Annotated in this window: 21 protein-coding genes and 1 pseudogene; 4 read left to right on the plus strand and 18 right to left on the minus strand. The window is 44.2% G+C overall.

The features are described 5' to 3' along the window. Positions 1 to 5 precede the first annotated feature (5 nt). Together NML76_RS03480 and NML76_RS03485 are read left to right on the plus strand one after the other, a co-directional pair. A complete protein-coding gene (locus tag NML76_RS03480) occupies positions 6 to 527 on the plus strand; it encodes a DUF2975 domain-containing protein (RefSeq protein WP_049472929.1) in 522 nt (173 codons plus the stop codon). 10 nt (positions 528 to 537) lie between these two features. Beyond that, positions 538 to 744: a helix-turn-helix transcriptional regulator gene (locus NML76_RS03485; protein WP_003006064.1), complete on the plus strand. Its 207-nt coding sequence runs from the start codon at positions 538 to 540 to the stop codon at positions 742 to 744. 515 nt (positions 745 to 1259) lie between these two features. On the opposite strand, the gene metG is transcribed toward NML76_RS03485, so the two are convergent. From metG to xseA, 13 genes are all read right to left on the minus strand, one after another. Beyond that, a complete protein-coding gene (gene metG / locus NML76_RS03490; RefSeq protein ID WP_254732686.1) occupies positions 1260 to 3251 on the minus strand; it encodes a methionine--tRNA ligase in 1992 nt (663 codons plus the stop codon). 369 nt (positions 3252 to 3620) lie between these two features. Further along, positions 3621 to 4313 (minus strand): phosphoglycerate mutase, encoded by a 693-nt coding sequence (locus NML76_RS03495; RefSeq protein ID WP_003012031.1) that lies wholly within the window; start codon positions 4311 to 4313, stop codon positions 3621 to 3623. Positions 4314 to 4457: 144 nt separating this feature from the next. Then, on the minus strand, positions 4458 to 4904 hold the full coding sequence (locus NML76_RS03500; RefSeq protein ID WP_003006041.1) for a Fur family transcriptional regulator: 447 nt from the start codon (positions 4902 to 4904) through the stop codon (positions 4458 to 4460). A gap of 158 nt (positions 4905 to 5062) precedes the next feature. Then, the gene (locus NML76_RS03505) at positions 5063 to 5218 is read right to left on the minus strand and encodes a hypothetical protein (RefSeq protein WP_004219735.1); all 156 of its coding nucleotides are present in this window, start codon (positions 5216 to 5218) and stop codon (positions 5063 to 5065) included. A 101-nt stretch (positions 5219 to 5319) separates the two neighbouring features. Continuing rightward, positions 5320 to 5595, minus strand: a complete 276-nt coding sequence (locus NML76_RS03510) for an HU family DNA-binding protein (RefSeq protein WP_003006038.1) — start codon at positions 5593 to 5595, stop codon at positions 5320 to 5322. 110 nt (positions 5596 to 5705) lie between these two features. Further along, positions 5706 to 6539, minus strand: coding sequence for a DegV family protein (locus tag NML76_RS03515; protein WP_045759182.1), 834 nt, complete (start codon positions 6537 to 6539; stop codon positions 5706 to 5708). Positions 6540 to 6628: 89 nt separating this feature from the next. Beyond that, positions 6629 to 7357: a metallophosphoesterase gene (locus NML76_RS03520; RefSeq protein ID WP_021152788.1), complete on the minus strand. Its 729-nt coding sequence runs from the start codon at positions 7355 to 7357 to the stop codon at positions 6629 to 6631. 20 nt (positions 7358 to 7377) lie between these two features. After that, on the minus strand, positions 7378 to 9036 hold the full coding sequence (gene recN, locus NML76_RS03525; protein WP_254732688.1) for a DNA repair protein RecN: 1659 nt from the start codon (positions 9034 to 9036) through the stop codon (positions 7378 to 7380). A gap of 6 nt (positions 9037 to 9042) precedes the next feature. Beyond that, complete coding sequence (locus NML76_RS03530) at positions 9043 to 9477, minus strand: arginine repressor (protein ID WP_003012247.1); 435 nt, start codon at positions 9475 to 9477, stop codon at positions 9043 to 9045. Further along, on the minus strand, positions 9467 to 10285 hold the full coding sequence (locus NML76_RS03535; protein WP_254732690.1) for a TlyA family RNA methyltransferase: 819 nt from the start codon (positions 10283 to 10285) through the stop codon (positions 9467 to 9469). The genes NML76_RS03530 and NML76_RS03535 overlap by 11 nt, the downstream gene beginning before the upstream one ends. Continuing rightward, complete coding sequence (locus NML76_RS03540; RefSeq protein WP_254732692.1) at positions 10278 to 11153, minus strand: polyprenyl synthetase family protein; 876 nt, start codon at positions 11151 to 11153, stop codon at positions 10278 to 10280. The genes NML76_RS03535 and NML76_RS03540 overlap by 8 nt, the downstream gene beginning before the upstream one ends. Then, on the minus strand, positions 11150 to 11362 hold the full coding sequence (locus NML76_RS03545) for an exodeoxyribonuclease VII small subunit (protein ID WP_003006013.1): 213 nt from the start codon (positions 11360 to 11362) through the stop codon (positions 11150 to 11152). The genes NML76_RS03540 and NML76_RS03545 overlap by 4 nt, the downstream gene beginning before the upstream one ends. Next, positions 11340 to 12680: an exodeoxyribonuclease VII large subunit gene (gene xseA, locus NML76_RS03550; RefSeq protein WP_129299591.1), complete on the minus strand. Its 1341-nt coding sequence runs from the start codon at positions 12678 to 12680 to the stop codon at positions 11340 to 11342. Before xseA ends, NML76_RS03545 begins: the two co-directional genes overlap by 23 nt. 218 nt (positions 12681 to 12898) lie before the next feature. Between xseA and NML76_RS03555 the strand changes: the two are divergent. Next, a pseudogene (locus NML76_RS03555) lies at positions 12899 to 13042 on the plus strand (2-hydroxycarboxylate transporter family protein); the annotation flags it as partial. Positions 13043 to 13097: 55 nt separating this feature from the next. Here NML76_RS03555 and NML76_RS03560 read toward each other — a convergent pair. The 5 genes from NML76_RS03560 to NML76_RS03580 all read right to left on the minus strand — a co-directional run bounded on the left by NML76_RS03560 (position 13098) and on the right by NML76_RS03580 (position 17527). Next, a complete protein-coding gene (locus NML76_RS03560) occupies positions 13098 to 14552 on the minus strand; it encodes a glycoside hydrolase family 32 protein (RefSeq protein WP_254732694.1) in 1455 nt (484 codons plus the stop codon). Positions 14553 to 14561: 9 nt separating this feature from the next. Beyond that, entirely contained in the window at positions 14562 to 15437 is an 876-nt protein-coding gene (locus NML76_RS03565) for an NAD(P)H-hydrate dehydratase (protein WP_049506978.1), read from the minus strand. Positions 15438 to 15489: 52 nt separating this feature from the next. Then, complete coding sequence (locus NML76_RS03570) at positions 15490 to 16263, minus strand: HAD-IIB family hydrolase (protein WP_049487481.1); 774 nt, start codon at positions 16261 to 16263, stop codon at positions 15490 to 15492. Positions 16264 to 16276: 13 nt separating this feature from the next. Continuing rightward, a complete protein-coding gene (locus tag NML76_RS03575) occupies positions 16277 to 17131 on the minus strand; it encodes a bifunctional methylenetetrahydrofolate dehydrogenase/methenyltetrahydrofolate cyclohydrolase (RefSeq protein ID WP_041826248.1) in 855 nt (284 codons plus the stop codon). A 165-nt stretch (positions 17132 to 17296) separates the two neighbouring features. Continuing rightward, on the minus strand, positions 17297 to 17527 hold the full coding sequence (locus tag NML76_RS03580) for a DUF1797 family protein (RefSeq protein WP_003005989.1): 231 nt from the start codon (positions 17525 to 17527) through the stop codon (positions 17297 to 17299). A 248-nt stretch (positions 17528 to 17775) separates the two neighbouring features. Here NML76_RS03580 and NML76_RS03585 point away from each other — a divergent pair, with 248 nt between their 5' ends. Next, positions 17776 to 20031 carry an ATP-dependent Clp protease ATP-binding subunit gene (locus NML76_RS03585; RefSeq protein WP_254732696.1) on the plus strand — a complete coding sequence of 752 codons (2256 nt, stop codon included), beginning with the start codon at positions 17776 to 17778 and terminating at the stop codon, positions 20029 to 20031. Positions 20032 to 20047: the final 16 nt, after the last annotated feature.

The raw sequence follows: 20047 nt of genomic DNA on the forward strand, positions 1-20047 counted from the left end.
TTGCGATGAAAAACTCAAAAACCTTAAAAAATGTCATTGAAGTCTTAACGGCTTTCATTTACTTCTGTGGCTTTATGACCCTGGCTGCACTGGTCGTCCACCTGCTTTCACGGATGGGAGTGTTTAAAGATCTCATTCAAACTGGACGCTTGTCCTTTGATGTGAATGGCATCCAGCTCTTCCCCAAACATCCGCAACCTCTCTGGCAGTTGCTCTTCCCACTAGCCTCAAGCGCTATCTATATTTACCTTCTCATCACCATTCGCAGCTTCCTCCAAAATCTCTACCAAGAAAAGATCTTTTCTCACTCCAACATTGATCTTTGCAACCGAGCTTGGAAGATTCTCTTGGTCTTGTCCTTTATGTCTGGCACACTTGAAACCAGTGGAAATGCTTATCTCCTTCCCTTCACTTTCCAATTTACCTTTAACACAGGGCTTCTCCTTGCCGTTCCAATCGTCTGGGTCTCTGGCAAGATTTTAGAGAGAGGGATTGAGATTGCTGAAGAAAATGAGCTAACCATTTAAGGAGGGTGCCATGATTATCGTCAATCTAGATGTCATGCTTGCCAAGCGGAAAATGAAATCCAACGAGCTAGCCGACAAAATCGGCATCACGACTGCTAACCTCTCCATCCTCAAAACCGGCAAGGCCAAAGCCATCCGCTTCACCACCCTTGAAGCCATCTGCAAAGAACTCGACTGCCAGCCAGGAGATATCTTGGAATACCGGCCAGATGAATAGGACAAGTATTTAAATATATAATTGGGGACTTACCTTGGGTGAGGACGGACGGTAGCGAATCCCTTTGGGATTCCATACCTAAGATTTGAGACCACTGTCTCAAATCTTCCGAGAGTCTGAAACGAAAATGTTTCAGACTCTTTTCTCACTGCGGAAGTCTCCATTAACATTCATTACTAATAGGACTCATCTAACATTCTTATAAAATTCAATGATAGGAACTATATCGACACAAGAAAAGCACTCCCGCGGGAGTGCTTGAGAGAGTAAACAATCTGCTCTTCCTTACAAATCAAATAAATTCTATAAAAATCAAAAAATTTATTCGTTAGAATTATTCAATCATCTACTGAAACTTTCCGCCGTGAGAAAAGTGCTAGAAACAATTGTGTTTCTAGCACTCGGGAGTTTTGGAACCTAGGGTCCAAAACTAAGTCATGGAACTTCTTCGAAGTTCGCTGACGTCCGTACTCACCTAAGGAAAGTTTTTTAGATGACTTTTCTTCATCTATCGTTTAGCCGATGATGCTTCCATTTGGTACAGATGGATCAACAGTTAAGACTGTTAATTGATCTCCGTGTTCTGCGGAAAGAATCATGCCTTGGCTGACATATTTCTTCATCATCTTCCGTGGTTTGAGGTTGGCCACGATTTGGAGTTTCTTGCCGACCAATTCTTGTTCATTTGGATAAAATTTCGCAATACCAGAGAGGATTTGACGGTCTTCGCCATCTCCTGCATCTAGGCGGAAGCGAAGCAATTTGTCTGATCCTTCGACGCGTTCCACTTCTTTGACTTCTGCTACACGGATTTCAACCTTGTCAAAGTCTTCAAATTTGATCTCATCTTTTTCAGACTTGAGTTCCACTTCTTCTGGAATCCATTCTTTTTCTTGAGGTTTGCCTGCGTTCATTTGAGATTGGATGTAGGCAATTTCTTCTTCCATGTCCAGACGTGGGAAGATTGGAGTTCCTTTGGCAACCACTGTGACATTTTCAGGGAAACCTGCTAGTGTCAAGTTCTCAAGATCAAAGTCCAAGCCCAAGCCAAGTTGTTCCATGATGGCATTTGAGGTGTTCATCATAAATGGTTGGATCAAGTGAGCCACAACACGGAGGCTGGCTGCCAAGTGAGCCATGACCGCTGCCAATTGGTCCTTGTCGCCATCTTCTTTAGCGAGGACCCAAGGAGCTGTCTCATCAATGTATTTGTTGGTCCGAGAGATGATGTTCCATACGGCTTCCAGAGCGCGTGGGTAATCAACTGCATTCATTTGCTTGTGGTATTCAGCGATGTTTTCTTCAACTACCTTAGCCAAATCTGCATCAAATGCGGTGACATTTTCGACATAAGCTGGAACTTGACCACCAAAGTATTTATTGATCATGGCTACCGTCCGGTTGAGGAGGTTTCCAAGGTCATTGGCCAATTCATAGTTGATGCGAGCCACGTAGTCTTCTGGTGTGAAAGTCCCATCAGAACCAACTGGAAGGCTACGCATGAGGTAGTAACGAAGTGGATCCAAGCCAAAGCGTTCCACCAACATTTCTGGGTAGATGACATTCCCTTTAGACTTAGACATCTTGCCGTCTTTCATGACAAACCAACCATGGGCAATCAAACGTTCTGGCAATTTGATATCCAACATCATGAGAAGGATTGGCCAGTAAATCGAGTGGAAACGAAGGATGTCTTTTCCGACCATGTGGAAGACCGTTCCGTTCCAGAATTTATCAAAGTTTTCATGATCTTCTTGACCGTAACCAAGAGCTGTCACGTAGTTGAGAAGGGCATCGATCCATACATAGACCACGTGTTTTGGATTAGATGGAACTGGAACTCCCCAAGTAAAGGTGGTCCGAGATACTGCCAAGTCTTCCAAACCTGGCTCAATAAAGTTTTTCAACATTTCATTGAGACGGCCATCTGGCGTGATGAAATCAGGTTGGGATTTGAAAAATTCAACCAAGCGGTCTTGGTATTTGCTGAGGCGAAGGAAGTAAGATTCTTCAGAAACCCATTCTACTTCGTGGCCTGATGGGGCTACCCCACCGATGACCTTGCCATTCTCATCACGGTAAACCTCAGCCAATTGGCTTTCTGTAAAGAACTCTTCATCAGAGACTGAATACCAACCAGAGTACTCACCAAGGTAGATGTCGTCTTGCGCAAGCAAGCGTTCAAAGACTTGGGCCACCACTTTTTCATGGTAGTCGTCTGTCGTACGGATGAATTTATCATATGAGATATCGAGTAATTGCCAGAGCTCTTTCACTCCAACGGCCATCCCATCTACATAAGCTTGCGGCGTAATCCCAGCTTCTTCTGCTTTTTGCTGGATCTTTTGACCGTGCTCATCAAGACCAGTCAGGTAGAAAACATCGTAGTTCATCATACGTTTGTAACGCGCCAAGACGTCACAGGCGATCGTTGTATAAGCTGAACCAATATGCAATTTACCAGATGGGTAATAGATAGGGGTTGTGATGTAGAATGATTTTGTCATTTTCTTTTCCTTTCAGGGCTAATGGAACCCAATTTAGTAACACTCTATTATAACATTTTTAGGAGACCCTGAAAACCCAAAATCAGCTAGGATCTAAGGAAGACAAGCAAAAAGAGAGTGGGACAGAAATAGGTAATTCGTTAGAATTCGATTTCGTCGTCCCACCTCCGCACAGTTGAGTAGGGCTGTAAAAGCTGATGAAATCAGCGTAGTAGAGCCCACTCAACCACTGCGTCTTGCTCGACAATCCAAAAACAAGAAGAGGCTAGGACTTTTGTCCCAGCCTCTTCTATGATTGATAACGAATCCCGCTAGAATTGCCTCGCTTTGGTATTTCAGGCTCGGAATAAAAATATCCACTGGATATTTTTATTTACCAAGATAGTATTCTTTTACAACGTTCAATTTTTCGTCAAATTCGAATACCAATGGTGGGAAGTTAGGGATTTCCACATCCATGATTTCGTCGTCTGACAATTGTTTGATGTGTTTTACAAGGGCACGGATTGAGTTACCGTGTGCTCCTACAAATACGTTTTTACCGTCTTTAAGAGCTGGAGCGATTTTATCTTCCCAGAATGGAAGGGCACGTTCCAAAGTAACTTTCAAGTTTTCAGCATCTGGAATCACTGAATCGTCAAGTGAAGCGTAACGACGGTCAGTGTGTGCTGAGTGTTCATCATCACGGTCCATTGCAGGAGGCAATACATCGTAAGAACGACGCCAGATGTGAACTTGTTCATCACCAAATTGTTCAGCAGCTTCTGCTTTGTTTTTACCAGTCAAACCACCGTAGTGACGTTCGTTCAAGCGCCATGATTTTTCAACTGGAACCCACAATTGGTCAGAAGCTTCAAGAGCCAAGTTAGTCGTTTTGATCGCACGTTTCAATACTGAAGTGTAAGCTTGGTCAAATTCGATACCAGCTTCTTTGATCAATTTACCAGCGTCGATCGCTTGTTGTGTACCTTTTTCAGACAAATCAACATCAGCCCAACCAGTGAAAAGGTTAGCTTTGTTCCATTCAGACTCACCGTGGCGAGCAAAAACCAATTTTACCATTAGATGGATCTCCTTTTTATTCTCCGAGGTTTCCCCCGTTTATCTATTTTATTCTACTAGATTTTCAGTAAAAAATCTAGTGGCGACCATAGAAAAGTGCAATTTCTCACAAAAAAGAGCCTGACGGCTCTGCTTTCTCTCACATTAATTTTTCTGACAGTCGGGACAAATGCCATAGACCGTCATCTGGGTCTTGGTGATCTGGTAGCCACTTTGACTGGCTGCTTCTTCGCGAAGATCTGGGACTTCAATGTCCACATCTGCGATACGGCCACATTTTTCACACACCACATTCAAATGGTCATGCCCCATGAAATCAAAATAGGTCGTGGTATCATTGCGAACCTTGATCTCAGAGACAACCCCCTCATCAATTAAAACCTTGATATTGTTGTAGACAGTTGCTAGACTCATGCTTGGAAACTGAGGCAATAAATCACGATAGATCTTCTCAGCGCTTGGATGTTCATGACTCGCCACTAAATAGGAAAGAACTGCTCTACGGGTATCAGTAATCCGAATACCCTTGGCACGCAAATTTTGCAAGACTTCTTCCACGCGCTCTTCTTCATGACGATGCAATGCGTTCACTATGATTCCCCCTTTCCAATATGATTTAATCGATTCGTTACCCTTATTATATCATGTTTCAAAATAAATCACTATTTAGAATGCTTTTAATTAAAAAAAATGTCCGGGGGACATTTTTTTCACGAGCCTGAAAATGGAAGAGCGAGTCTAATCTACTCTCAGCCGATCCAACTGGTCATCCAGCGCACGGTTCCTAGGATCATTTTGACCACGAGGATCATAAAGCAAAATTCCAGTACGAACCACAGCCCTTTCAATAGATACAAAATAGGTCGGATAAACAACAAGGCAAAGAGGCCTAAAATGAATCGCATGGTCTTTTCTCTCTTTCTTTTTTCCTATTATACCCTTATCCTATAGAGCTGTCCAACAAAAAAACCATCCTAGAAATCTAGGATGGCTTTTCAAAATGCAATTATTTAACTGCTTCTTTAAGAGCTTTACCAGCTTTGAATGCTGGAACTTTAGAAGCTGCGATTTTGATTTCTTTACCAGTTTGTGGGTTGCGACCTTTACGAGCTGCACGTTCACGAACTTCGAAGTTACCGAAACCAATCAATTGAACTTTTTCACCTTTTGAAAGGTATTCTGAAACTGCTGCGAATACAGCGTCAACAGCTGCTGCTGAATCTTTCTTAGTCAATTCTGTAGCTTCTGCCACTTTTGCGATCAAATCTTGTTTGTTAGCCATTTAACAAATCCTCCAATTTTTTTTAGGCTTTACGCCTTAACAGTACTATAATATCTAAAAAAAGCCTTTAGGTCAAGTACTAAACCTGTTTTTTCAAACATTTATTCAGCTTATTCGTAGCGCACCAAAACTGCAAATGCATTCTCACCTGTATGAGTTTGAATAATCGATCCAGTTTCGAGAACAGGGATTGCTTTTTCAACGAGCGATTGCAACTGAGCCTTCATTTCATTGGCCCATTCTGGTGTCCCTGCGTAAGAAATACCGATCTCAGCCACCTTACTATGGGAAAGTTTCTCTACCAATTCATCCAACCATTTCTTAAAGGTCTTGTTTCCACGGCCCTTGACGATTGGTTCCAACTGATGGTCCTTCATTTCCATCACCACACGGATGTTAAGAAGCGAGCTCAAAAGTCCGGTAACACGGCCAATCCGACCACCTTTAACTAGATTTTCCAAGGTAGATACGCCGATATACAACTCTGTCTTTTCTTTGACTTCTTCAATACGAGCTAAAACGGTGTCTAGATCTGCTCCTTCTTTAGCCAACTTAGCTGCCTCAACCACTTGGAACTTCATAGCTTGGTCTGTAAAGCCACTATCAATCACGGTCACATCTGCCCCTGACAAGGTTGCCCCTTGGCGAGCCGCCTCTACGGTTCCTGACAAGGCATGAGACATATGAATTGAAACGATATGAGCTCCGTCTGCTGCTAGTTTTTCATAAATTTCCGCAAAGACTCCAACGGGTGGTTGGCTGGTCTTTGGAAGATTTTTGCTAGACTGCATTAAGCGCAAGAAGTCACCCTCACCCAACTCACTGTCGGAATAAAGGACTCCATCCACCATAACAGAAAGTGGCACAATTGTAATGCCATATTCTTCAACCACTTCAGGCTCAATTGTAATAGATGAGTCTGTAACTATTTTAATATTTGCCATATATTTCTATACTCTTCCTAAGAATGTTCTGCTTTCATTATATCAAAAAACACGGGGTTTTGCAGTGAAAGATATCCATTCCTGCTTCCTCAGTCGTCTGCGGCAGAAAAACCTGTATTATGAAGGACATGGTCATGGACAATGCCTTGATCATCCAAGAGCAATCCATGGAGGACTCCACCAAAGACAGCGCCCCCATCGACGCCCATTTTCTGATCTGAAATCCAAAGATTTTCGGTACCGACTGGCTCATTGAGCAGTCCATAGACCGGTGTATGGCCAAAGACGATCCATTTGCCTGTATGATTCTCCGCTTCATGGAATGGTTTTCGGATCCAGACCTTTTGATAATCACTGGTTTCTCGCCAATTTTCAAGGGTTAGATCCACACCAGCGTGGACAAAATAATAGGTCTCTGTCTCGTAGTCAAAAGGCAAACTACGGATGAAGGCCACCAAGTCAGGAACGGCATTTTCTACTGCTTGCGCATCCGCAATGCCATCTACAGGAGCATCGAGCGGCCGGCCTAACAGAGAGTTGATAGTCGTATCGCCACCATTTCTTCGGTAGTGGTCATAACGCTCTTCTGGATTGTCCAACCAGGCTAAAAACATGTACTCGTGATTCCCGGAAAGGCAAACAGCTCCGTGATGGTCTACGTAGTCCTTTACGATTTCAATTGATCGTTTGCTGTTTTCGCCTCGATCTATCAAATCCCCTAAAAAGACCAATTGAGCTTTTCCATCCCATTCTGTCATGAGCTCTTCTAGCATTTGTGCTTTTCCGTGAATATCTCCGACTACAAAGTATGTTGACATTGTTTCAAACCTTCTTTCTCTTAACGCTTGAGAAGTTGCTCTGCTTGTTGACGGGCAGCTTCCGTTAGATCCTCTCCTGCCAGCATCTTGGCAATTTCTTCAATTCGTTCTTCTCTATTGAGCAAACGCACAGTAGATACAGTTGAGTGTTCATCACTGATTTTCTCAATATAGAATTGATAATCTGCTGCAGCGATGACTTGAGGCAGGTGAGAAATGGCAAGCACTTGGCCATTTTGACCAATCTTATGAATTTTCGCTGCAATGGCTTGAGCCACGCGCCCAGAGACCCCTGTATCCACCTCGTCAAAGACGATACTGGTTTTTCCTTCTTTTCGAGAAAAAGCCGACTTAATGGCCAACATCAAGCGTGACAATTCTCCGCCGGATGCTACCTTGACCAGCGGTTTAAAGTCCTCTCCTGGGTTGGTCGAAATGTAAAATTCGACAGCTTCATTTCCCTCACGATTAAACTTAGACTTGCTGAAGCGCACTTGGAAGCGCGCCTTGTCCATGTAGAGGTCTGCCAATTCTTGCTGGATTTCATTTTCCAAAGCTTGGGCCAGAGTATGCCGCTGATCACTCAAATCTTGAGCCAAGATGACCAAGCTCTTTTCTAGACGTTTGAGTTCTTTTTCCATATCCTCAGACGAGAGGTCACTTCCGGTGAGGAGGCTATATTCTTTGGTGATTTGCGCCAGGTATTCTAAGACGTCCTTGACTTGGCCACCATACTTGCGCGTGATAGAATGGATCAAATCCAAACGCGATTCCACCTGCATGAGGCGATTGCCATCAAACTCCAGACCATCGACCACATCTTCTAAGCGTTTGGTAATGTCCTCAAGGGCATAGAAGGTTTCCGCCAGCTGGCCTGAGAGCTCTTTGTAGCTGGGATCGTATTCTTCGATGCTTTCCAGATCATTCATGGCTGAGCGAACATTGGAGAGGCTCGAAAACTCTTCTGCATCCAGCATGGTATAGGCATTGGTTAGGGTATCTGCGATCATCTTGTGATTGAGCAGGCGTTGGCGTTCTTGCTCCAGACGCACGTCCTCATCCACTTCCAAGGCAGCTGCCTCAATCTCTGCAATCTGAAACTCCAACATCTCAATACGGGCCTTGTTTTCCTGCTGGTTGCGCTGGAGTTCCACCACTTGTTTACGCAGGCGTTTGTAGTCTTCAAAGGTCTGACGATAAGCGTCCTTGGTTTGGAAAAAGGCGGCATCCCCAAATTCATCTAGCATAGTGATATGCAATTGGGGGCGCATGAGTTCTTCCTGATCATGCTGGCCATGGATGTCCACCAAATGTTGACCGACTGCTTTTAAGACCGATAAATTCACCATTTGGCCATTGATCCGGCTGACACTTCGTCCATTTTGCAGGATCTCTCGGCGAATGATCAATTCATCGGTCCACTCTAGTCCTTGCTCTTCAAAGAGAGCCGTCAAGTGGCGATTGCTCTCAACAGCAAAGAGACCTTCGATTTCCGCTTTTGGGGCTCCGTGTCGAATGACATCCGTCGTTGCACGGCTTCCCAGCATCATGTTCATAGCATCGATAATGATGGATTTCCCTGCACCTGTTTCCCCTGTCAGTACCGTCATTCCCTTTTCAAAATTTAAGGAAATCTCTTCGATAATGGCAAAGTTCTTAATCGAAATTTCTAATAGCATAGGCTCTTACCACCCAAAGATTGATTTGAGGATGTTCTCTGCTTCTGGTGCGGAATAAGCAATCAGTAAAATCGTATCATCATCTGCAACAATACTAAAGATATGATCTTTATAAATCTCCCGCAAACGACGTTTGACCAAAGGCGCTGTCCCTGGAACCATGGTGAAATTGACATATTCTCCCATGCGACGATGAGACAAGATATTGCTTTCAATCATCCCAATTCCTTGGTGGTGCTTACGTGGCAATTCATAGACATAGGTCATGTCTTTCAGAGGGCGTTTTACGATGCCCAATTCTTTGATATCCCGTGATACCGTCGCTTGGGTTGCTGAGATGCCTTCTTCTTTCAAATGTTCGACGATCTCTTCTTGGGTCCCCACTTCATGATCGCGAATAAAGCGACGAATTTTTTCTAATCTGATATTCTTACTCTTCATGTTTAAATTCCTTGTGTGCCAGCTCCACAACAGCCTCCAGCTGCTCTGTCGTTGGCTTTATTTTCTCTTCTTTTTTTTCTAGATACATCAAAAATTCGATGTTGCCATGGCCTCCTTGGATAGGGGAATAATCCACTCCCATTACAAAAAAGCCATGCGTTCCTGCAAATGTAGCGACCTTTTCAAGGACCGCTAAATGAATCTTAGGATCCTTAATGATCCCATTTTTCCCAATCTGCTCACGTCCTGCTTCAAACTGGGGTTTAACTAGCGCAACCACTTGTCCATTTTCTGCCAAAATCCGATGAAGGGCTGGCAGAATCAAGTCCAAGGAAATAAAGCTGACATCGATACTCGCAAAGCTCGGTGTCGCTTCAAAATCATCTGGCTGGGCATAGCGGAAATTGAACTGTTCCATCGAGACTACCCGAGGATCATTGCGCAATTTCCAGGCCAACTGATTGGTCCCGACATCCACCGAAAAGACCTGGCTGGCTCCATTTTGCAGCATGACATCTGTAAAGCCACCTGTAGAAGCTCCAATATCAATCGCAATTTTATCCTCTACAGTTAAGCCAAATTGGTTCAAGGCTTTTTCTAATTTGAGTCCACCGCGGCTGACATACTTGAGCTTTTCCCCCTTTAATTTCAACTCGGTCGCTTCATCAATTTTTTCACCCGGTTTATCAAAGCGCTCACCATTGATAACGGCAACGACAAGGCCTGCCATCACCCCTCTTTTGGCTTGTTCGCGGGTATCAAATAGGCCTTGTTTATAGGCTAATACATCCACTCTTTCCTTAGCCATCTATTCGTAATCCTTCTATTAATTTCTTGATTGCTTGCGGATCAAAGTCGCAAGCAGCTGTAATCTGATCCAACAAGTCCTCGCAAACGTCTAATTCGCTTGTAAGCAAAGCTTTTGATTCTTCCAATCCCAAGAGGGCTGGATAAGTCGATTTTTCTGCCACTAAGTCCTTTTGAGGAGTTTTACCCAGAGCTTCAAAATCAGCGACCAAATCCAAAATATCATCCCGTACTTGAAAAGCCAGACCTAATGTTTTCCCGATTTTTTCTAAGAGCTGACCAATGTCTGCTGGCAACCCTAAAATCGAGGCTGCTGCGATGAATGGATAGGCAAGGAGGCGTCCTGTCTTATTAGCATGGATGGTCTGTAACTCTGCTAGTGTGAGTTGTTTGTGCTCCCCTTCCATGTCAAGGACTTGGCCAGCTACCATTCCGCGACTACCGGAAGCATCTGATAACTCAAGGATCAAAGAGACCTTGACCGCATCTGAAAGGTCACTCGCAGCAATCATTCCAAAGGGATCGAGGAAAAGTGCATCTCCTGCTAAAATCGCCAAGTCTTCTCCAAATTTCTTGTGGTTGGTCAATTGCCCCCGACGGTAATCGTCATTGTCCATGGCCGGTAGATCATCATGAATTAGGCTTCCTGTGTGGATCATCTCCAAAGCCCCTGCTACCTGAAAGTGTGCTTCTGTCAACTCCTGTCCGAAGGCTTCTAACAATTCTAGAAGGAGCAAGGGGCGCAGGCGTTTTCCACCTGCCTGAATCGAATAAAGGACCGAGTCCACTAAATGGGGGGCAACGGCTTTCTCCTCATAAAAAGAGCGAATCGCTTGCTCTACTCTATTTCGTTTTTCTTCTTGTCTCATGCTAGATCCGCTTCAGTACCATCTGCTTGCATGACCTTGACCAAGGTTTTCTCTGCTTGATCCAAGGTATCTTGCAATTCTTTTGACAACTTCATTCCTTTTTGGAATTCTGTAATCGCTTCTTCAAGAGCCACATCCCCACTCTCCAATTTTTGGACGATGGCTTCCAAATCTGCTAAATTTTCTTCAAATTTCTTTTCTTTCGACATGTTTTACCTCTACTTCTAACTGGCCATCTCTCATGATGAGGGACAGCGGGTCTCCTTCTTTTACTTTCGCAACCGAATCTAGGACCTGATCGTCTTGCTTGACCATGGCATAGCCACGCGCAATAATCCGACTGGTATCGAGCATCAAGAGGGCTTCTGATAAGCCTTGGACCTTGATCTTTTGCTCTTTTAGGACTTGTTCCATTCGGTTGGTTAAGAGTCTCTTATCTTGGAGCAGGCGGTCCTGGTAGCGCTCGATGCGATGCAAAGGAGACATGGCCTCTAGACGATGACGCAGACCTTGTAGCTGATTGGCCCCTTGTCCATAAGCATCCCGCATCCCTTGTTTTAATCGCAATTGCAACTGGTCAATCTTTTGCAGGTAGCCATCATAGAGTCTTTCAGGCTGTCTAAAAATGACCGATTGACTTAATTTGGCCAAGCGTTCACGATTATAGGCCAAGCGATTGGACATAGCTGTTGCCATGCGATTTTCCTGCTTTTGTAAATGGGACAAGAGATCCAACTTAGTTACTGGGGTGGCCAATTCAGCAGCGGCTGTCGGAGTAGCGGCTCGTCGGTCTGCTACAAAATCGGCTAGAGTCGTATCTGTCTCATGTCCAACACTGGAGATAATCGGAATCCGCGATTCAAAAATGGCTCGCACCACTGCTTCTTCATTAAAGGCCCAGAGATCTTCAATTGAACCACCCCCACGACCGATAATCAAGACGTCCAAATCATCCCGTTGGTTAGCCCTTTGAATATTAGCAACCACCTCACTTGCAGCGCCTTCTCCCTGGACCTTGGTCGGGTAGAGCACGATATCCACACCAGGAAAACGACGGCTCACCGTTGTGATAATATCGCGAATCACGGCCCCACTTTGACTAGTGATGACCCCGATCTTTCTTGGGAATTGTGGTAGAGCTTGCTTCCACCGATCCTGAAAAAGCCCTTCTTCGGTCAGCTTTTTCTTGAGTTGCTCAAACTGAATAGCTAAGGCCCCTACACCATCTGGCTCCGCCTTTTCGATGACAATGGAATAACTCCCACTTGGCTCATAGAGTTGGATCCGACCAATGACATTGATTTTCATGCCTTCTTCTAGCTCAAAGCCAAAACTCTTATAGATCCCAGCCCAAACAGTCGCCTGAATCACAGCCTTTTCATCCTTTAGAGAGAAATACTGGTGGTTGGGACGTTTTCGGAAATTGGAGACCTGCCCTGTCAGATAAACCCTTTCCAAATAGGGATCCTTATCAAATTTTAATTTCAAATATTTAGTCAAACTTGATACGGATAAATAGTTGGACATAGGAACTCCTTTCTGCAGAATATGATCAAGTTTAATTATACCAAAAAACACCAAAAAAGGCTGGCAGACAAAGCGAAATCATGAATTTCCTTTCTCTACAAGCCTCATTTTATTCAAGTCACTTTCTACTGGTCTATTTTAAACCAGCTTCCCTATTTTTCACACTTCTCTAATCGTTCAATAAAGGAGCTAAGAAGTGTTTGGAGTTCCCCTTCATTAACTCTATGGGAGGAACTGGAAATATCGCCGTTCTCTCTGCATCTGATCGAATGGAAATGATCGCCTTCGCCCAAATGGCCAACCGACTGAGCGGTGCTATCATCCTCATTCTGGGAGGACTCCTCGCTTCCATTCTTTCCTAATACAAAAGACAAGTCATAGAACTTGTCTTTTTTTCTTTAGGAGGCTATTGATTTCCTATTTTTGATAGGTTTTTACGACCCAATCGATCCCTTCATCTGCCGTGAGGGTATAGACGGGATTTTGACTCGTTTCATAAAAGGTCATCGAGAGAGTTTTACCATCCACGAATACTTCAATTGAGTTGGTATCGCGAATGATCGAAAAATGATGATCTTTTTCAGCATCCAACTGAATCCATCTCGATTGAAATGCTGGATTTTCTTTTCCAGAAATTGGGTGCCCAAATTGGTCTCGACTTAAGCTAAAGCGTTTTTGAGAGGCGTCGTAACTCAATTGCAAGACACTATCAGGATCAGTTTCATCACCATAACCTAGGATAAAGGAGCGACCCGGTTTGGCATTTAGTTCAAACAAGGTTTGTTTCCCTTTCGCTGGGATCGTGATTTGATTGCCCTTCACAATGGTTTCTGGCGCATTCTCTACAAGGAAGTGATCTTTCACAGACTCAGGTAATTCCTGAACCAATCTTCCGTCTCTCAAACCTAATTTTCTAGGAACCGTCATGCTTCCTGCCCACCCATGAGCTAAATCATGACTGGGGATAGACCGGTGCCACATTTGCATCCAGGCAACCATGCATCGTTCGCCATTTGACCCTTGACAAGTTTGAGGAGCATAGAAATCCAAACCGCCATCAATTTCATCATAGGAATCGATATGAAAGTGCCCTGTTTCCCAATCCATGTCACCGATAAAGGCAACCGTCGAATTTAAGTTCCAGTATTTTTCTTGCTGCCTTTCCATTTCAATGGGAGACAGGATCAAGACCCATTTGCCATCTAAAGGGAAGAAATCAGGACACTCCCACATAATCCCTTGCCCTTTTTCACCTTCTAAAAGAACAGATGTAAAGGCCCAATCTACTAGATTACTTGATGCAAATAGGAGAATTTGACCTCTGTCATCTGGCGTCTTAGAAGCAACGACAGTGTAATAGCTTCCTTGATATTCAAATACTTTAGGATCACGAAAATCTGCAATATCTGCGATCCCCTCAATATGTTGAGCATGGACCACAGGATTAGTAGGCAATTTTTCAAAGGTAATGCCATCTGTCGACACCGCAAGACACTGAGTCTCTTCTCGCTTTTCCTCATCGTCTACATGACCCGTATACAGCAAATAGAGCTTGTCATCTTTCACAATAGCACTCCCCGAGAAACAACCATCCTTATCATAGCTTTCACTTGGTGCTAAAGCTACTGGCAGTTCTTCCCAATGGAGAAGATCTTTTGATTTGGCATGCCCCCAATGCATGAGACCCCAAACACTATCATAGGGATAGAATTGGTAAAACAAATGGTATTCCCCACGGAAATAAACAAAGCCATTTGGATCGTTCATCCAGCCGATTGGAGGTAACAAATGAAATGCTCCTCTATATTGCTGGTTAACCTTCTTCCTGTTTTCATCGATATACTGATTTGCCTTCCGAATGCTTTCCTTCATCTTTTTTACCTATTTTCTATTTTCAGTGCTGGTAACCTGATCTTTGTCACTCCACTTTTTCATCCATTTTGGGATTTCTTGGCTAATGGTCGTCGGTAGAACCACATAAACCTCCTTGCTCAAGTCTTCTGCAATGGCTGAATGGAGATAGGTCGCAACCACCACACGCTCATAGAGACTGACCTGTGGGAATTGACCCGCAAATCCTGCGATCATCCCTGCCAAGGTATCCCCCATTCCACCTGTGGCTTGATAGGGACCACCAACATCTAGCTTATAGCCCTCATCTTGCCCACTTGTCCAAATGCGGGTGTGAGGCCCTTTTTCTACAATGACAGTCCCTTGAGGAAAGTTCTGTACTGCTCTTCGACTCTTGCCTTCTATCTGGCTTGCTAGATCAAGTCCCGATAGTTTTTCCCATTCTTTTTGATGAGGGGTAAAGACCAACTGAGCCTCTGGCAGGTCAAACTGAGAAGCTGCAAAAAGACTAATAGCTCCGCCATCTAATATCAAGACCTGCTGGCTAGAGACATGCTCAAAAATCATGTGTAAGATCGCTTGGCTTTCTCTTGCTTCCTTTAAGCCCGGTCCTACGAGAATCACACCGGCTTTTTGGAGCTGCTCACAAAGGAGTTCGTGATCGGCTAGATCAAAGCCCATGGCTTCAGGAAGATGGCTATGAAGGGCTGTCAGATTATCAGGATCTGTTGCGACAGTAACCAGCCCCGCTCCACTATGAACCGCAGCAAGGGCTGCCATAATAATAGCTCCTCCATAGGGGTAAGTTCCCCCAATCAAGAGCAGGCGACCAAAATCGCCCTTATAAGAATTCTCCTCTCGCTTCACAATAACACGCTGGATCTCTTCTTTCTGAACTGTTCTCATACCTTCCTCATTTCTAGTGAAAAAGGAGAAGCCACGACTCCCCCTCCATCTTTTATTTTCCTCTGAATTCTGCAAAGACTTGCAAGATCTTAGCAGCCACAGCTTGTGGTTGATTTTGTTTGGCTACCAATTGATCATCCGCATAAGGCTGAAGGGCTGGAAAATCACCAATCTGAACTGCATAAAGAGCTTTTTCAAAGAGCTCGATATCATTTTGATCATTGCCAAAAGCCACGAAATTCTCTCCACAGAGTTCTTCTACGGTTGTCGCTTTATGCGTGTCTGCTGGATTGAGATAGATGCATTTTTCATGCGCATGATAGCGGATATGGGCCTTGTCTGTCTTTTCGATCCGCTCGATGATCTCATCCACGAGCTCCTCATGGCCACCCATATAGATCACGACCTTAATCGGATCTGTCAGCTCCTCTAATGAACGATACTGGGCTTTCTTGAGGGGATCTACATTAGCAACAAAAGGAATCTTTTCCAAAATCTGTCCGCTGTAATCAAAGGTATCATCCACAAAAAATGGTAGATTGTAATGGCGGCAAAAGCCAAGGACTTCCCGATACACATCCTTGTCCAATTGTTCCTCATATACTAATTGCCCCTGGCGATAGGCCAATCCACCATTTAAGCCTATCACGAGTTGCTGACTCAATGGGTCCCCTAAAAGACCCAAGCAGTCCCGGTAAGAACGTGCAGAAGCAAAGGCGACTTCATGACCAAATTCTTCTGCTCTCAATAAGACCTGTTTGATTTCATCATCGATTGTGACACCATCGAATGACAGGGTTCCATCTAAATCAAATACAAACTTCATCTTGTTCACACTTTCATTTTTTTAAGGCACGAACAGCTGCTTCGTAGGTCTGCTCCATCAGCATGGTGACGGTCATAGGCCCAACCCCTCCTGGTACCGGGGTAATATGACTGGCCAAAGGGGCAACGGAGTCAAAATCGACATCCCCACACAATTTGCCATTCTCATCTCGATTCATTCCGACGTCAATAACGACGGCGCCTTCTTTCACGAAGTCTGCTGTTACAAATTTCGCACGACCGATCGCAACAACCAAGATATCTGCTCTTCTAGCAATTTTAGGCAGATGATGGGTCCGGGAATGGGTCAAGGTTACCGTCGCATTTTTGGCGAGGAGCAACTGCGCCATTGGTTTTCCAACGATATTGGAACGACCAATCACGACTGCTCGCTTCCCTTCTAGATCAATCCCGTACTCTTTGAACATCTCCATGATCCCAGCAGGCGTCGATGGCACCATAATAGGATTTCCAGCCCACAAGCGTCCCATATTCAATGGATGAAAGCCATCCACATCTTTTGCCGGGTCAATCGCTAAAAGGACTGCATCCGCATCGATATGCTTAGGCAGTGGCAACTGCACCAAAATCCCATGCCAAAGGGGATCCTGATTGTAGTGTTCGATCACTTCTAATAATTCAGCTTGGCTGATGCTTTCAGGAAGTCGTCTCACTTCACTCCGAAAGCCTGCCGCAATAGCAGAACGCTCTTTATTTCTTACATAGATTTTGCTAGCTGGATTATCTCCTACCACGATGACAACGAGGCCAGGCACAACTCCTGTCTCTTCTTTTAATCGTGCTGTTTTCTCTGCAATCTCACCCTGTAATTTTGTAGCGAGCGCCTTCCCATCAATGAGTGTCGTCATATCAATTCTCTTTCTAGTCAAGTAATGAAAATAGTCCTCTCTATTATAGCAGATTTCAACTCTCAAACCTAACTGTTCCTATTTAGAATTTCTTATAGACGAAAACTATAGCCAGATGGACAAAAAATGAGCTTGAGACCACCCCAAACTCATCCACACAGCTGCTTAGTAAAGCAATTCATAAATTTCCATTGCAATTAAATCAATGCTATCAAATGTATAGGTTTCACGCGCTTCAACATCACGAAGTGTAAAGGTTGAACCTTCTTCTTCATTGTGGTTGTAGGCTACTTCAGCGACAACAACACCGTCACGTTCAAAATTACGTTTCAAGTTTCCACCGTCTTTTGTCATCGTCTCCAAACGGTTGATAATCCGTACTAAATGTGATTCCATTTTATTTCTCCTCTTAACTTTCTACTCTCCTATTTTATCATAAAAGAGAAAGCTCTTCCAATAAAAATTCACATTTTTCCATTGATTTGCTCTCATCTTCACTCCTTAGCGACATTCCGTAGCAAATTCTTGCAAACTTCTAGAATACTGATATAATGAAACTATAAATCTTTGACTATTTTTGACCTTTTAAAAATAGGCTCGTTTCTTGATGGAAGACCATCAAAAACCTACTGTGAGGTATGTATATGCTTTGTCAAAATTGTAAAATAAATGAATCAACCATCCATTTATATACAAATGTAAATGGACGCCAGCAGCAAGTAGACCTCTGTCAAAATTGCTATAAAATTATGAAAACAGACCCAAATAACAGCTTCTTGAAAGGCATGACCCAACGGAGCCAACTGACCGGAGATCCCTTCGAAGATTTCTTCAATAACCTTGGAAACTTCCAAAGTCCACAAGAACCTCAAACACCTCCAACTCAATCTGGAGGCAGTTATGGAGGTGGCGGTTACGGCCAAAACAATAACCGTGGTGGTCAAGACCCTCGTCAAGCCCGTCCTCAAAAGCCAAAAGGTCTTTTAGAAGAGTTCGGCATCAATGTCACAGAAATTGCCCGCAAAGGGGATATTGACCCTGTCATTGGCCGTGATGAGGAGATTATCCGTGTCATCGAAATTCTCAACCGTCGAACCAAGAACAACCCGGTTCTGATTGGAGAACCTGGGGTCGGAAAAACTGCCGTTGTGGAAGGCCTGGCTCAAAAAATCGTCGATGGCGACGTTCCACATAAATTGCAAGGAAAAGAAGTCATCCGCCTAGACGTCGTGAGCCTCGTTCAGGGCACAGGCATCCGTGGTCAATTCGAAGAACGCATGCAAAAATTAATGGATGAAATTCGTCAACGCGAAGATGTTATTCTGTTCATCGACGAAATCCATGAAATTGTTGGCGCAGGATCAGCCGGCGAAGGTAATATGGACGCTGGAAATATCCTCAAACCAGCCTTGGCGCGTGGAGAACTCCAATTAGTTGGGGCTACTACCCTCAATGAATACCGTATCATTGAAAAAGATGCGGCCTTGGAACGTCGCATGCAGCCCGTTAAGGTCGATGAACCAACGGTTGAAGAAACCATCACCATCCTCAAGGGCATCCAGAAAAAATACGAAGACTACCACCACGTCCACTATACAGACGGGGCCATCGAAGCGGCAGCTATTCTTTCAAACCGTTACATCCAAGATCGCTTCCTGCCAGACAAGGCCATTGATCTGTTGGATGAAGCGGGATCTAAGATGAACCTGACCCTAAACTTTGTGGATCCAAAAGTGATCGATCAGCGCTTGATTGAAGCGGAAAACCTCAAAGCTCAAGCGACGCGAGAAGAAGACTTTGAAAAAGCAGCCTACTTCCGCGATCAAATCGCGAAATACAAGGAAATGCAAGGTCAACATGTCACTGATCAGGAGACCCCTGTCATCAGTGAAAAAACGATTGAACACATCGTTGAACAAAAGACCAATATTCCTGTTGGTGATTTGAAAGAAAAAGAACAGTCTCAATTGATCAATCTGGCTTCTGATTTGAAAGCTCATGTGATTGGTCAAGACGATGCAGTAGATAAAATCGCGAAAGCCATTCGACGCAATCGTGTCGGCTTAGGATCGCCTAACCGTCCAATCGGAAGCTTCCTCTTTGTCGGACCAACTGGTGTCGGAAAGACCGAACTGTCTAAACAATTAGCGATCGAGCTCTTTGGCTCTGCAGACAATATGATCCGCTTTGATATGAGCGAATACATGGAAAAACATAGCGTAGCGAAACTAGTCGGAGCTCCTCCGGGCTATGTTGGCTACGATGAAGCTGGACAACTAACTGAAAAGGTTCGTCGCAATCCTTACTCCCTCGTGTTGTTGGATGAAGTGGAAAAAGCCCATCCAGATGTCATGCACATGTTCTTGCAAGTTTTAGATGATGGCCGTTTGACAGATGGTCAAGGCCGTACCGTCAGCTTTAAAGATACCATTATCATCATGACCTCTAATGCTGGAACCGGCAAGGCTGAGGCCAATGTTGGTTTTGGAGCTGCTCGCGAAGGTCGAACCAACTCTGTACTTGGAGAACTCGGAAACTTCTTTAGCCCTGAATTCATGAACCGTTTTGATGGCATCATTGAATTCCAACCTCTATCAAAAGAAAACCTTCTCCAAATCGTTACCCTCATGCTGGATGAAGTCAGTCAACGTCTCGCACAAAATGAGATTCATCTGGATGTGACAGAGAAGGTCAAAGAAAAATTGGTTGATCTGGGATACGATCCAAAAATGGGGGCCCGCCCACTCCGTCGTACCATCCAAGACCATATCGAAGATGCCATTACCGATTATTACCTGGAACATCCAAGTGAGAAACAACTCAAAGCCGTCATGACCAGCAATGGGAATATTAGTATCAAAGCTGTTCACAAAACGGCCGAAAAGAAGTCAGAAGCATAATCAGTAAATGTACATT

Origin of the sequence: Streptococcus sp. CF8_Ac1-9, from assembly GCF_024295565.1 — a bacterium.
GTDB lineage: Bacteria > Bacillota > Bacilli > Lactobacillales > Streptococcaceae > Streptococcus > Streptococcus parasanguinis_X.